The sequence below is a fragment of the Pseudomonas orientalis genome (genome assembly GCF_002934065.1).
In the GTDB taxonomy this organism is placed as follows: Bacteria; Pseudomonadota; Gammaproteobacteria; order Pseudomonadales; family Pseudomonadaceae; genus Aquipseudomonas; species Aquipseudomonas orientalis_A.
Genome location: NZ_CP018049.1, coordinates 4086177 through 4099801 on the forward strand (window position 1 = coordinate 4086177; position 13625 = coordinate 4099801).

The 13625-nt window shown below is 61.9% G+C and carries 12 protein-coding genes; 6 read left to right on the forward strand and 6 right to left on the reverse strand.

Annotated features, from left to right (window positions below):
* Position 1: 1 nt before the first annotated feature.
* The 4 genes from BOP93_RS18265 to pap form a co-directional block, all read right to left on the reverse strand.
* Positions 2-562, reverse strand: a complete 561-nt coding sequence (locus tag BOP93_RS18265) for a fimbrial protein (RefSeq protein ID WP_104503979.1) — start codon at positions 560-562, stop codon at positions 2-4.
* Between the two features lie 50 nt (positions 563-612).
* Entirely contained in the window at positions 613-1122 is a 510-nt protein-coding gene (locus BOP93_RS18270) for a fimbrial protein (RefSeq protein WP_104505321.1), read from the reverse strand.
* A gap of 491 nt (positions 1123-1613) precedes the next feature.
* Entirely contained in the window at positions 1614-2801 is a 1188-nt protein-coding gene (locus BOP93_RS18275; protein WP_104503981.1) for a thiolase family protein, read from the reverse strand.
* 180 nt (positions 2802-2981) lie between these two features.
* The gene (gene pap, locus BOP93_RS18280; protein WP_104503983.1) at positions 2982-4496 is read right to left on the reverse strand and encodes a polyphosphate:AMP phosphotransferase; all 1515 of its coding nucleotides are present in this window, start codon (positions 4494-4496) and stop codon (positions 2982-2984) included.
* A gap of 156 nt (positions 4497-4652) precedes the next feature.
* Between pap and mnmC the strand changes: the two genes are divergently transcribed.
* From mnmC to BOP93_RS18305, 5 genes are all read left to right on the forward strand, one after another.
* Positions 4653-6656 carry a bifunctional tRNA (5-methylaminomethyl-2-thiouridine)(34)-methyltransferase MnmD/FAD-dependent 5-carboxymethylaminomethyl-2-thiouridine(34) oxidoreductase MnmC gene (mnmC, locus tag BOP93_RS18285; RefSeq protein ID WP_104503985.1) on the forward strand — a complete coding sequence of 668 codons (2004 nt, stop codon included), beginning with the start codon at positions 4653-4655 and terminating at the stop codon, positions 6654-6656.
* Positions 6657-6789: 133 nt separating this feature from the next.
* A complete protein-coding gene (locus BOP93_RS18290) occupies positions 6790-8562 on the forward strand; it encodes an N-acetylglutaminylglutamine amidotransferase (RefSeq protein WP_104503987.1) in 1773 nt (590 codons plus the stop codon).
* A gap of 3 nt (positions 8563-8565) precedes the next feature.
* Positions 8566-10311, forward strand: a complete 1746-nt coding sequence (gene ngg / locus BOP93_RS18295) for an N-acetylglutaminylglutamine synthetase (protein WP_104503990.1) — start codon at positions 8566-8568, stop codon at positions 10309-10311.
* Positions 10312-10473: 162 nt separating this feature from the next.
* On the forward strand, positions 10474-11673 hold the full coding sequence (locus tag BOP93_RS18300; RefSeq protein WP_104503992.1) for an osmoprotectant NAGGN system M42 family peptidase: 1200 nt from the start codon (positions 10474-10476) through the stop codon (positions 11671-11673).
* A 75-nt stretch (positions 11674-11748) separates the two neighbouring features.
* On the forward strand, positions 11749-11976 hold the full coding sequence (locus BOP93_RS18305; RefSeq protein ID WP_003192759.1) for a YheU family protein: 228 nt from the start codon (positions 11749-11751) through the stop codon (positions 11974-11976).
* A gap of 8 nt (positions 11977-11984) precedes the next feature.
* Here BOP93_RS18305 and csrA read toward each other — a convergent pair whose 3' ends face one another.
* Together csrA and BOP93_RS18315 are read right to left on the reverse strand one after the other, a co-directional pair.
* Positions 11985-12188, reverse strand: a complete 204-nt coding sequence (csrA, locus tag BOP93_RS18310; protein WP_104503995.1) for a carbon storage regulator CsrA — start codon at positions 12186-12188, stop codon at positions 11985-11987.
* A gap of 128 nt (positions 12189-12316) precedes the next feature.
* On the reverse strand, positions 12317-13132 hold the full coding sequence (locus tag BOP93_RS18315; protein WP_104503998.1) for an SDR family oxidoreductase: 816 nt from the start codon (positions 13130-13132) through the stop codon (positions 12317-12319).
* Between the two features lie 329 nt (positions 13133-13461).
* On the opposite strand from BOP93_RS18315, the gene BOP93_RS18320 reads away from it, so the two are divergent.
* Positions 13462-13614: a DUF3309 family protein gene (locus BOP93_RS18320; RefSeq protein ID WP_003192767.1), complete on the forward strand. Its 153-nt coding sequence runs from the start codon at positions 13462-13464 to the stop codon at positions 13612-13614.
* The last annotated feature ends 11 nt before the right edge of the window (positions 13615-13625 follow it).

Genomic DNA, 13625 nt, shown 5'->3' on the forward strand with positions numbered 1-13625 from the left:
TTCAAAAGTATTCCAACTTGAACCGCACCGCGGCACTGTGAGCCCCGACCACCAAGGGCAAGCCGTTGCCAACCAGGAAAAACCGGTAGTTGAGGGTCATGTCACCTTCGGCCAGCGGGACCGGGGCCATGCGTTGCCCCGGCAGACTTTCCTGGCCGGCGGCGTCGACGATGTGCAGAGCCACCCCCTGTGAGTCGCCAGACACAGCAAAGGAGAGCCCTGCCCTGTCGGTGGGGCCCTCGAACGTCACACGCATGTGTTCCCAATCCGGCAGGTTCACACCTGGGCGCAACGGGTCCGGGCGGGTCAATGAGCAATTGACCAGACGCAACTGAAAGGGATGATCTTCGCCCCGCGTGTTGCGCAGCAGCCGTCCCACCGGTTCGGGTGGCATTTCGATGGTTTGATCGATACTGGCCAGTTCCAGCCCGCAGGCGGAATCAACCACTCGGCCTCCCAGCAACACGACGCCCTCGCCTTGCGCAGACGCCTGGGCGACCACACAAGGGCTGATGAACGTCGTCAATGAAGAGGCAATAGCCAGACGTAGGAATGTTTTCACCTGGATCTCCCGTCAGCGTCCCCCGCCACGCGGAGTGGCGGGGGCAACACTTACTGATAAGCCAAGGTGAAATTGGTGACCGCGCTGAAGTCGCCGGGAACGATGTCCCCAGTGGCGGCGCCTTGTACATAGGCGCCAAATTCCAGCGTGTTATCACCCGTGCTGATGATTTGCGGGGCGGTAGGCACCCCCAACTTAACCAGGTCACCGCCATGGGTCATCATGATGCCCAAGTTGCCCGCACCGCCGACCGTACCGATAGCACCGGGCACGACCGTGGAGGGCGCGCCGGTGAAGGTCGTGGTGACCGTGTTGTCAGTGAGGCCGGCCAGGTCGCAACCTTCCAGTTCGATCAGCACGCGTCGGGCTTCCGATTTGCCACCCGCCTGCAACTGGTGCTTGGCGATCGCGCCCAGGCGAACGGTTTGGTCGACGGAGTCAGGCTTGATAGAGCAGGCTCCTGAGTGGACCGATCCTATGAACGTCACCGTTCCATCCGCCGCGTGTGCCATCGACATCGAACCCGCCAGCAGAGCGACAGACAACAGCACAGTTTTCATTTTGGTATTCATCTACAGATTCCCACTTAACGAGTGTCATTAAGGAGCCCTGCGACCGAGAGGCGCAGGGCTGATTAAACGAGCGGTATGACCCATGCGTCGAGGGGACCTTCTGACGCGCTTTTCCAACTTTTTGTATTGCGCTTCAGAAGTACGCTCAACGCCGGGCAAGTGTCCACTTCTACACTTGAGCAAGTAAGCCGGCCGTTTCTCTTAATGACGTAGCCTTTGTATATCAAGGCTTGCAGGAAATTTATGGCAATTTGCCAAAACTTTTAAAATGACTGAAGGAGTAGGACTACATAAAGTTTAAATGCGAATTTTTTAGCGCCAGACGGGTCCGTAAGAATATGACTACACGCCCTTTAAAACAACAATCCTTATGCAAGCTTTGCAACTAACTATTTGGCAAAAAAACAAGGAACATGCCTGAATGGCAGATACAGAAAAGGGGAGCAAAGCTCCCCTTCAATAGCGCGCTGCAACCACCATCAATAGCGCACGGCTTCAAACAGTCCGGTCGCCCCCATCCCGCCCCCCACACACATGGTGACGATGCCGTAGCGTAATTCCCGCCGCTGCAGCTCACGTACCAGGTGCCCCACCTGCCGCGAGCCCGTCATGCCGAAAGGATGGCCGATGGAGATCGAGCCGCCGTTGACGTTGTACTTGGCATTATCGATGTGCAGGCGGTTACGTGCATACAGGCACTGCGAGGCGAACGCCTCATTGAGCTCCCACAGGTCGATATCCGCCACCTGCAGGCCTTTGGCCTTGAGTAACTTGGGCACTGAGAACACCGGGCCGATGCCCATTTCGTCCGGCTCGCAACCGGCCACGGTGAAACCGCGAAAGAACGCCTTGGGCTTGAGCCCCAATGCCAAGGCTTTTTCCAGGCTCATCACCAAGGTCATCGACGCACCGTCAGACAACTGCGACGAATTACCCGCCGTCACCGAACCGTCTTCGGCAAACACCGGCTTCAAGCCACTGAGGCTGGCCAGGGTGGTGTCGGGGCGATTGCAGTCGTCGCGGTCCACCACCCCATCGAGCACTTGCACTTGACCGGTGTGCTTGTCTTCGACGGTGTACTTGACCGTCATCGGCACGATTTCATCGTCAAACAGCCCATCCGCCTGGGCCTGGGCCGTGCGCTGCTGGCTTTGCAGCGCGTACAGGTCCTGGTCTTCGCGGCTGACGTTGTAGCGACGCGCGACGATTTCGGCGGTCTGGCCCATGGGAAAGTAGAGGCCCGGCACCTGCTCTTTGAGCAGCGGGTTGATCAAGTGATCGGTGTTGACGCTCTTCATGGTCAGGCTGATGGATTCCACGCCGCCGGCGACAATGATGTCGCTGCAACCCGAGGCAATCTGGTTGGCCGCGATGGCAATCGCCTGCAAGCCCGACGAACAGAAACGATTGAGGGTCATACCTGCCGTACCGGTGCCCAGTTGCGACAGCACCGCCACATTACGTCCGATGTTGTAGCCCTGAGCCCCTTCGTTGGAGCCGGCGCCGACGATGCAATCTTCGACCTGGGCCGGGTCGATGCCATTGCGGGCCAGCAGCGCATTGACGCAATGGGCCGCCATGTCATCGGGCCGGGTCTGGTTGAACTTGCCGCGAAAGGATTTGGCCAGGCCGGTTCGCACGCTGTCGACGATCACTACTTCACGCATGGGGCTACCTCGATCTTGTGGTTGTGGGTCGAGGATAGAGGCGGGCCTGGCTGCCCGCGATGATCATTCACTGCATGGATGCGAAAGCATGGAAGCCGTATGAGGTCTATCTGACCTGCAGACAATCAAATGTGGGAGGGGCAAGCCCCCTTCCCACAGTTGCACCGAGTCAGGCTCAGGCTATTTCTTTTTCTTCTTGTCGTGCTTGTCGGTCTTCTCGAAGGCGTCTTCCAGCGCCCGGTTGATGGTGCGCAATACCTTGACCCGCGCCCAGCGCTTGTCGTTGGCTTCCACCAGCGTCCAAGGCGCCACCTCGGTGCTGGTGCGATCAACCATGTCGCCTACCGCCGCGCGGTAGTCGTCCCACTTGTCGCGGTTGCGCCAGTCATCCTCGGTAATCTTGAAGCGCTTGAACGGAATCTCCTCGCGGGCCTTGAAGCGTTCCAGCTGGGTGTCCTTGTCGATGGCCAGCCAGAACTTGACCACGATCACACCGGCATCGCGCAGTTGCTCTTCGAAATCATTGATCTCGCCATAGGCGCGCATCCAGTCCGCCGGGGTGCAGAAGTCTTCGATGCGCTCCACCAGCACGCGGCCGTACCAGGAGCGATCGAACACGGTGAACATGCCCCGCGCCGGGATCTTCTGCCAGAACCGCCACAGGTACGGCTGGGCGCGTTCGTCTTCACTGGGCGCGGCAATCGGCACGATGTGGTACTGGCGCGGGTCCAGCGCGGCCGCCACACGGCGGATCGCTCCGCCCTTGCCCGCCGCGTCGTTGCCTTCAAAGACGGTGACCAGCGCGTGCCTGCGCATGCGTTTGTCACGCATCAGGCCGGAAAAGCGCGCCTGTTCGGTAATCAGCTGTTCTTCGTAATCGTCCTTGTCCAGGCGCAGGCTCATGTCGAGGCTGTTGAGCAGGCTCATCTGGTCCACCGACGACGGCAGCGGTGCCGGGTTCATGCCACTGGCCTTGACCCTGGCCTGCTTCAACGCGCTTTGCAGGCCTTCGAGCAGGATCTTGCCCACGGTCAGCCCACGGTAATGCGGGTCGACCCCCTCGATCACATGCCACGGTGCGTAGTCGCGGCTGGTGCGGCGCAGCACGCGTTCACCGAAATGCACGAACTTGTCGTAGGTCTTGGACTGCTGCCAGTCCAGCGGGCTGATGCGCCAGCGGTGCAGCGGGTCATCGGCCAGGGCCTTGAGCCGGGCCTTCATCTGCTTCTTGGACAGGTGAAACCAGAATTTGAAGATCAGCGCGCCTTCGTCGCACAGCATCTTTTCCAGGCGCTCGGCACCGGCGATGGCCTGGTCCAGCCGCGCGTCCTTGATCTGCCCATGCACCCGGCCCTGCAGCATCTGGCTGTACCAGTTGCCGAAGAAAATGCCCATGCGGCCTTTGGCGGGCAACTGCCGCCAGTAGCGCCAGGCCGGCGGGCGGGCCAGTTCTTCGTCGGTCTGTTGGTCGAAGGTGCGCACTTCGATCAGGCGCGGGTCCATCCATTCGTTGAGCAGCTTGACGGTTTCGCCCTTGCCCGCGCCTTCGATGCCGTTGATCAGAATGATCACCGGAAAGCGCTTCTGCTGTTGCAGCTCGTACTGCACTTCCAGCAAGGCCTCACGCAGGGCCGGCACTTCGGCGTCATAGGTGTCTTTGTCGATGGCGTGACCGATTTCGGCGGATTCGAACATGGGCAGCTCCGTTTCAAGATGGCTCAAGACTAGCGGATTGGGCAACGACACGCGGGAGGAAATTCAACCGCCGCTTGCCGTGGATCAATTCAATACCGGTTGATCGGCTAGAATGGCCGCCTTGTCGTTACCTGCCGTTATCTATACGAGCCCCCCATGACCCCGATCACCCACGCCCAGCTCGACTGGGACGACCAAGGCCGCCCGCACTCGCGGGTGTTCGATGACGTGTACTTCTCCGACCAGTCGGGCCTGGAAGAAACCCGTTATGTATTCCTTGAACAGAACCGCCTGCAGGCGCGTTTTGCGGCCTTGCCGGCCGACGGGCGCCTGGTGATCGGCGAAACCGGATTCGGTACGGGCTTGAATTTCCTGTGTGCCTGGCAGTTATTCGACCAACAGGCGGTGGCCGGGGCACGCCTGCATTTTGTCAGCGTGGAAAAATACCCGCTCAGCCATGCCGACCTGCAACGCGCCCTCGCCCTCTGGCCCGAGCTGCAACCTTACGCCGAACAATTGCTGGCCCAGTACATCGCCATCCATCAGGGCTTTCAGCGCCTGGTGCTGGACGCCGGTCGCGTCACCCTGACCCTGTTGATCGGCGACGCCCTGGAGCAGTTGCCGCAACTGGACGCGCAAATAGATGCGTGGTTTCTCGACGGCTTTGCCCCGGCGAAAAACCCGGACATGTGGACCGCCGAGCTGTTCGCCGAACTGGCGCGCCTGGCCGCACCGGGCTCGACCATCAGCACCTTCACCAGCACCGGCTGGGTACGCCGGCTGATCAATGCCGCCGGGTTCAAGATGAAACGCACGCCCGGCATTGGCCACAAGTGGGAGATCCTGCGCGGGGAGTTCCTGGGGTGGCCCGAGGCCCGTCCGGCGCCCGCCCGCGCCAAGCCCTGGTTCGCACGGCCGGCGCCGGTCACCGGTGACCGCCACGCCCTGGTCATCGGCGGCGGCCTGGCCGGTTGTGCCACCGCAGCCAGCCTGGCGGCGCGGGGTTGGCGGGTGAGCTTGCTGGAACGGCATGCCGGCCTGGCCGCAGAGGCCTCGGGCAATCCCCAGGGCGTGCTGTACCTGAAGCTCTCAGCGCACGGAACGGCACTGTCCCAACTGATACTCAGCGGCTTCGGGCATACCCGACGCCTGCTCGAACAGCTGCACCGTGGCGTCGACTGGGACGACTGCGGCGTGTTGCAACTGGCGTTCGACGCCAGGGAAGGCGAGCGCCAGGCCCAACTGGCGGCAGCCTTTCCCCCAGCACTGTTGCACTTGGTCGATCGCGATCAGGCCCGGCAATGCGCCGGGATCGACGTGGCCCAGGGCGGTCTGTTTTTCCCCGAAGGCGGCTGGGTACATCCACCGTCGCTCTGCCAGTGGCAGGCAACGCACCCCTTGATTAACGTGCTCACCCACCGCGAGGTGCTTGAGCTCGACCGAGTGGATGACCAATGGTGCGCGCGCGACGGTGATCGGCTACTGGCCAGTGCCAGCGTGGTCGTGCTCGCCGGCGCTGCCGAGATCAAGCGCTTCGCACCCAGCGCCGACTTGCCGCTCAAGCGCATCCGCGGGCAAATCACCTGCCTGGCGCAGACGCCGGCAAGCCGGGCGCTGGCCACCGTGGTCTGCGCTGAAGGTTATGTCGCACCGGCCCGCCTGGGCGAGCATACCCTGGGCGCCAGTTTTGATTTCAATAACCAGGACCTAACCCCCACCAGCGCCGAACATGCCGGCAACCTGGAAATGCTGCGTGAAATCTCCGAGGACCTGTTGCAACGCCTGGACGCTGACGCGATGGCACCGGAACACTTGCAGGGCCGCGCGGCCTTTCGTTGCACCAGCCCCGACTACCTGCCGATCGTCGGCCCGTTGGCTGATCTTGAGGCTTTTGCACAGGTGTACGCCGCACTGGGCAAAGACGCCCGGCAAGTGCCAGACCTACCCTGCCCGTGGCTGCCGGGCCTGTACATCAACAGCGGGCACGGCTCACGCGGCCTGGTCACCGCGCCACTGTGCGGCGAACTGCTGGCAGCCTGGCTCTGTGACGAACCACTGCCCTTGCCGAGCGCGGTGGCCGAGGCCTGTCATCCCAATCGATTTGCCCTGCGCGCCCTGGTTCGCGGCCAATCACAGGCCTCTAAAGTGCAGGCCGGATGACCTCATGGCAGTTTGCTTTATAACTTATTGATCTAAAACTCCACGCATAGCGCTGGGTCAGTTTCTGGGTACGCGCCCTTTAAGGCGTATTGAGTATTGACCCCTCCCCAACGGAAAAACCGGTAAGGAACTTATGTGTGGACTAGCTGGCGAGTTACGCTTTGATCATCAACCTGCCGACCTGGCAGCCGTGGAACGCATCACGCATCACCTCGCCCCCCGTGGCCCCGACGCCTGGGGCTTTCACGCCCAGGGGCCGATTGCCCTCGGTCATCGCCGCCTGAAAATCATGGACCTGTCGGACGGCTCCGCCCAACCGATGGTCGACGCCCAACTGGGGCTGTCCCTGGCCTTCAATGGCGCGATCTACAACTTCCCGGAACTGCGCCAAGAGCTGGAAGCCCTCGGCTACGCCTTCTATTCCGGCGGTGACACCGAAGTGCTGCTCAAGGGCTATCACGCCTGGGGCGAAGCGCTTCTGCCCAAGCTCAACGGCATGTTCGCGTTCGCCATCTGGGAGCGCGATGCCCAGCGTCTGTTCATCGCCCGTGACCGTCTCGGTGTGAAGCCTTTGTACCTGTCGCGCACCGGCCAGCGCCTGCGCTTTGCCTCGGCCTTGCCGGCGCTGCTCAAGGGCGGCGATATCAACCCGATCCTCGACCCGGTGGCACTCAATCACTACCTCAACTTCCATGCCGTGGTGCCTGCACCGCGCACCCTGCTGGCAGGCATTGAAAAACTGCCGCCGGCGAGCTGGATGCGCATCGATGCCAACGGCAAGACCGAACAGCACACCTGGTGGACCCTGCCCTACGGCCCCCATGAGGATGAAAAACACCTGACCCTGGAAGACTGGACCGATCGCGTGCTCGACAGCACCCGCGAAGCCGTCGCGATCCGCCAGCGCGCGGCCGTGGATGTCGGCGTGCTGCTCTCCGGCGGCGTCGACTCGAGCATGCTCGTCGGCCTGCTGCGTGAAGTCGGCGTGCAAGACCTGTCGACCTTCTCCATCGGTTTTGAAGACGCGGGCGGCGAGGCTGGCAACGAGTTCCAGTACTCCGACCTGATCGCCAAGCACTATGGCACCCGTCACCACCAGTTGCGCATCGCCGAAAGCGAGATCATCGAGCAACTGCCGGCCGCGTTCCGCGCCATGAGCGAGCCGATGGTCAGTCATGACTGCATCGCCTTCTACCTGCTGTCGCGGGAAGTGGCCAAGCATTGCAAGGTGGTGCAGAGCGGTCAGGGCGCCGATGAGCTGTTCGCCGGTTACCACTGGTACCCGCAGGTGGACGGCGCCAGCGACCCGTATGCGGCTTATCGCGATGCCTTTTTCGACCGTAGCTACGACGACTACGCCGCCACCGTCGCGCCGAAATGGCTGACCGCCAACGACGCCGCCGGGGACTTCGTGCGCGAACACTTCGCGATGCCGGGGGCTGATGCCGCCGTCGACAAGGCCCTGCGCCTGGACAGCACGGTGATGCTGGTGGACGACCCGGTCAAGCGCGTCGACAACATGACCATGGCCTGGGGCCTGGAAGCGCGCACGCCGTTCCTCGATTACCGCCTGGTGGAACTGTCGGCCCGTGTGCCGGGCAAGTTCAAGTTGCCCGACGGCGGCAAGCAAGTGCTCAAGGAGGCCGCGCGTCGGGTGATCCCCAGCGAAGTGATCGACCGCAAGAAAGGCTACTTCCCGGTGCCAGGCCTCAAGCATTTGCAAGGCGACACCCTGAACTGGGTGCGCGAGCTGCTGCTGGACCCTAGCCAGGACCGTGGCCTGTTCAACCCCGCCATGCTCGACCGCCTGCTGACGGACCCACAAGGCCAACTGACCCCGTTGCGCGGCTCCAAGCTGTGGCAACTGGCGGCGCTGAACCTGTGGCTCAGCGAACAAGGAATCTGATCGATGAAACCTAACGCCGCGGCGTACAGCCAACGCTTGCTCAAGGGCCAGGCGCCGACCTACGAGCGCCTCCAGGCCCGGCTGGCCGAAGACGGCAGTGCGCAAGGCCCCGAACCGATTGCCGTGCATTGCGGTTGGGGGCGTCTGTTGATCGGGCACACCTTCCCCGACCCGGCCAGCCTCGCCCAGGAACTGCTCAACGAACAACCCGGCGAGCGCGACATCGCGCTGTATGTGGCCGCGCCGCAGCAGATCCTCGGCATCGATCCGCAGCAGTTGTTCCTCGACCCTTCAGACACCCTGCGCCTGTGGTTCAGTGATTACCGCCCGGCCACCCGTGTGTTTCGCGGCTTTCGTATCCGACGGGTGCAGAGCGAGGCCGACTGGCACGCGGTGAACCTGTTGTATCAGGGCCGTGGCATGCTGCCGGTCGACGCCGAACGCCTGACGCCGCGCCATCAGGGCGGCCCGGTGTACTGGCTGGCCGAAGATGAGGACAGCGGCGCGGTCATCGGCAGCGTCATGGGCCTGAACCATCAGAAAGCATTCCGCGACCCGGAAAACGGTTGCAGCTTGTGGTGCCTGGCGGTGGACCCGCACTGCACCCGCCCCGGCGTGGGCGAAGTGCTGGTGCGCCACTTGGTGGAACATTTCATGAGCCGTGGCTTGAGCTACCTGGACCTGTCGGTGCTGCACGATAACCGCCAGGCCAAGAGCCTGTATGCCAAGCTGGGCTTCCGTGCATTGACCACGTTCGCCATCAAGCACAAGAACGGCATCAACCAGCCACTGTTTCTTGGCCCCGGACCGCAGGCCGGGTTCAATCCCTATGCACGGATCATCGTCGAAGAAGCCCATCGACGTGGCATCGATGTGCACGTAGACGATGCCGCCGCCGGCCTGTTCACCCTCAGCCACGGCGGGCGCCGCATGCGCTGCCGCGAGTCGCTGAGCGACCTGACCAGCGCCATCAGCATGACCCTGTGCCAGGACAAGAGCCTGACCCACAAGGTGCTCAAGGCCGCCGGCTTGAAGTTGCCTGCGCAGCAATTGGCGGGCAGTGCCGACGACAACCTCGAGTTTCTCGATGAGCACCAACGCATCGTGGTCAAGCCGCTCGATGGCGAGCAGGGCCAGGGCGTGGCGGTGGATCTGCAAACGTTCGAGGAGATGCAGCAAGCCATCGAAGCGGCGCGCCAGTTCGACAGCCGGGTACTGCTCGAAAGCTTCCACGAGGGCCTTGACCTGCGCATTCTGGTGATTGGCTTCGAGGTGGTCGCCGCTGCGATTCGCCGCCCGGCCGAAGTGATCGGTGACGGTCAGCATTCGATTCGTGCATTGATCGAAGCACAGAGCCGGCGGCGTCAGGCCGCCACCGATGGCGAGAGCAAGATTCCCCTGGACGCGGAAACCGAGCGCACCCTCAAGGCCGCCGGCTACAGCTACGACAGCGTGCTGCCCCGTGGCGTGCAACTGGCCGTGCGCCGCACCGCCAACCTGCACACCGGTGGGTGCCTGGAAGATGTCACCGCTATTTTGCATCCGACCCTGTTGGATGCCGCCGTGCGCGCAGCCCGCGCCCTGGATATCCCCATGGTCGGCCTGGACCTGATGGTGCCCGCTGCCGACCAGCCCGAGTACGTCTTCATTGAAGCCAATGAGCGCGCCGGGCTGGCCAATCATGAACCGCAACCTACCGCTGAGAAGTTTGTGGATTTATTGTTCCCACACAGTCAGCCGGCCCCCTGAGGAATGTGAAACCGCTATCGGGGGCAAGCCCCCTCCCACATTTGCCTGTGTTCACACATCAAGGGTGGGAGGGGGCTTGCCCCCGATGAGGCCGGCACAGTCAACGAATCTCTCAACCCCATCATCGAAACCATCGATGCCCTCAACTCATCAGGAGTTTCCATGACTCGAACCATTCCCGAACCCGATCTCGCCTACCTGCAAAAAGTCCTGCTGGAAATGCTCGCCATTCCCAGCCCCACCGGCTTTACCGACACCATCGTGCGCTACGTCGCCGAACGCCTGGAAGAGCTTGGTATCCCGTTTGAAATGACCCGGCGCGGTACAATTCGCGCGACCCTCAAGGGCCAGAAAAACAGCCCTGACCGCGCCGTCTCCGCGCACCTGGACACCATCGGCGCCGCCGTGCGCGCCATCAAGGACAACGGTCGCCTGACACTGGCGCCGGTCGGCTGCTGGTCAAGCCGCTTTGCCGAAGGCAGCCGTGTCAGCCTGTTCACCGACAACGGCGTGATCCGCGGCAGCGTGCTGCCACTGATGGCCTCCGGGCACGCGTTCAACACCGCCGTGGATGAAATGCCGGTGAGCTGGGACCACGTGGAACTGCGCCTGGACGCCTACTGCGCGACCCGTGCCGATTGCGATTCCCTGGGGATCAGCGTCGGTGACTACGTGGCATTCGACCCACTGCCGGAGTTCACCGAAAGCGGCCACATCAGCGCACGTCACCTGGACGACAAGGCCGGCGTCGCGGCCCTGCTCGCTGCGCTCAAGGCCATCATCGACAGCGGCGAACCGTTGCTCATCGACTGCCACCCGCTGTTCACCATCACCGAGGAAACCGGCAGCGGTGCCGCCGCCGCCCTGCCCTGGGATGTGAGTGAATTCGTCGGCATCGACATCGCCCCGGTCGCTCCGGGCCAGCACTCCAGCGAGCACGCGGTGAGCGTGGCGATGCAGGATTCCGGAGGACCGTACGACTATCACCTGTCACGGCACCTGCTGCGCCTGGCGGCGGACAACGACCTGCCGGTGCGCCGCGATCTGTTCCGCTACTACTTCAGCGATGCGCACTCGGCGGTCACTGCCGGGCATGACATTCGTACCGCCCTGCTGGCGTTCGGCTGCGATGCCACCCACGGTTACGAGCGCACCCATATCGACAGCCTGGCGGCGCTGAGTCGGCTGCTTGGCGCCTATATACTCAGCCCACCGGTATTTGCCAGCGACGCGCAACCGGCACAAGGCTCTCTCGACCGCTTCAGCCATCAGATCGAACATGAGACGCAAATGGAGAGCGATACCCGGGTGCCGTCGGTGGACAGCCTGGTCGGGCACAAATCCGATGTTGGCAGCAGCTGATACTGCACACGCCTGATATTGGCAACAAAGGTCCCGGCACAGTAGCATCGCCGGGACCTGACCCCCGAGGCTTATATGCTGATTCCCTACGACGCGCTTGAAGTCGACACCCTGACCCGCCTCATCGAAGATTTCGTCACCCGCGATGGCACCGACAATGGTGACGACACACCGCTGGAGACCCGCGTATTGCGCGTGCGCCAGGCACTGACCAAGGGTCAGGCGCTGATCGTGTTCGACCCGGAAAGCGAGCAATGCCAACTGATGCTCAAGCACGACGTGCCCAAGCATCTGTTTGACTGACCGTGACGCTACGGGTTGGGAACCGGCACCGGGCAAGCGGCGCTGGCCTGGCGTTCGAGGATTTTGCGGTAGACCTCGGCGCGATGCACGCTGACCCCTGCCGGCGCTTCGATACCGAACTTAACGTGGTTGGCGCTGACTTCAAGAATGTGCAAAGCGATATCATCACCGATGGAAATGCTTTTGCCTGACGTACGGCTCAAGACCAGCATGGCGGTCGTCCTTTTTCGAATATCCGGACCCTGACCATGCTCGTTTGAAGCCTGACCAGCAATGGCTTGCGGCCAAATCAGGCGGCACCTACACGCATAGGTAATTTAACTGACAGACTGCACCCGCATCAGCCCTTTATGGCCTGCGCCTTGGCGCGCATCTTGTCGGCCATCAGCGTCATCTCGTCATACAGCAACTGCGGATTTTTCTGTTTGAGCATCCATGCCAACCGTCCCTGCTCATGGGGCAGAATCATGAACTCGCCTTCGCTTACGCGCTGATATATGTAGTCGGCGATATCCATGGCCGAAATCGGCGAACTCTCGAGCAACTTGCCCACCTGCGCTTTCATCGCCGGGGTCGGCCCGCGAAATGAATCAAGCAGATTGGTCTGGAAAAACGACGGGCAGACCACATGCACGCCGATTTCCTGTTGTTTGAGTTCCACCAGCAAACTTTCCGACAGTGCCACCACGCCGGCCTTGGCCACGTTGTAGTTACTCATGGCCGGCCCCTGCATCAGCGCGGCCATTGAGGCGATATTGATGATGCGGCCCTTGCTCTTTTCCAGCAGCGGCAGGAACGCCTTGCAGCCCTTGACCACGCCCATCAGGTTGATTGCAATCTGCCAGTCCCAATCCTCGAGCGACAGTTCGGCAAAGAATCCGCCGGAGGCCACGCCGGCGTTATTGACGATCACATCGATGCCGCCGAACTTCACTTCGCACGCCTGCGCCAACGCGGTGAGCTGGCTGTAATCACGCACATCGCAGCGCTGGATAAAACCGTCGCCACCGGCTTGGCGCACCAACCTCAGGGTTTCCTGCAAGCCGGACTCGCTGACATCCGACAATGCCAGTTGCCACCCCTCACGGGCCCAGCGCAGTGCGATTTCACGACCCAGACCGGACCCGGCGCCCGTGATCATCATGCGGTTTTGCATAGGAAGTAGCCTTGTGGTTCACGATGGAAGTGATCGGCAGTGTAGCGAAGGTTCCTGCCGCGCCCACGCACCATCAGAATGATGAATGCCCCAGGCAAACCGCGGGCTCGGTCGGATACTTGCGTATAGCCTAAGTTCAATATTTTTCAACTAACGTTGCGTAGTTGCGGCCGTGTTAAAAGAAATAAGCGAGCAAGCGAAATGCTTTAAAAAAATACTGAATTTTTTATCAGGCGGCAGAGTCGGAGTTGATAAGCCGTCCATTATCAGATGGACGAGACTCCCGCTGAATAACCGGTCTTTACAGAAGGCCTATAAGGAATAAAACCATGAGCCTGATTCTGATCATTATCCTGATTCTCCTGTTGGTGGGTGGCCTGCCGGTGTTCCCGCACTCGCGTAACTGGGGTTATGGCCCGTCGGGTATCCTGGGTGTGGTGCTGGTAGTTCTGCTGGTGCTGTTGTTGCTCGGCAAGATATAAGCCCCTTCCAA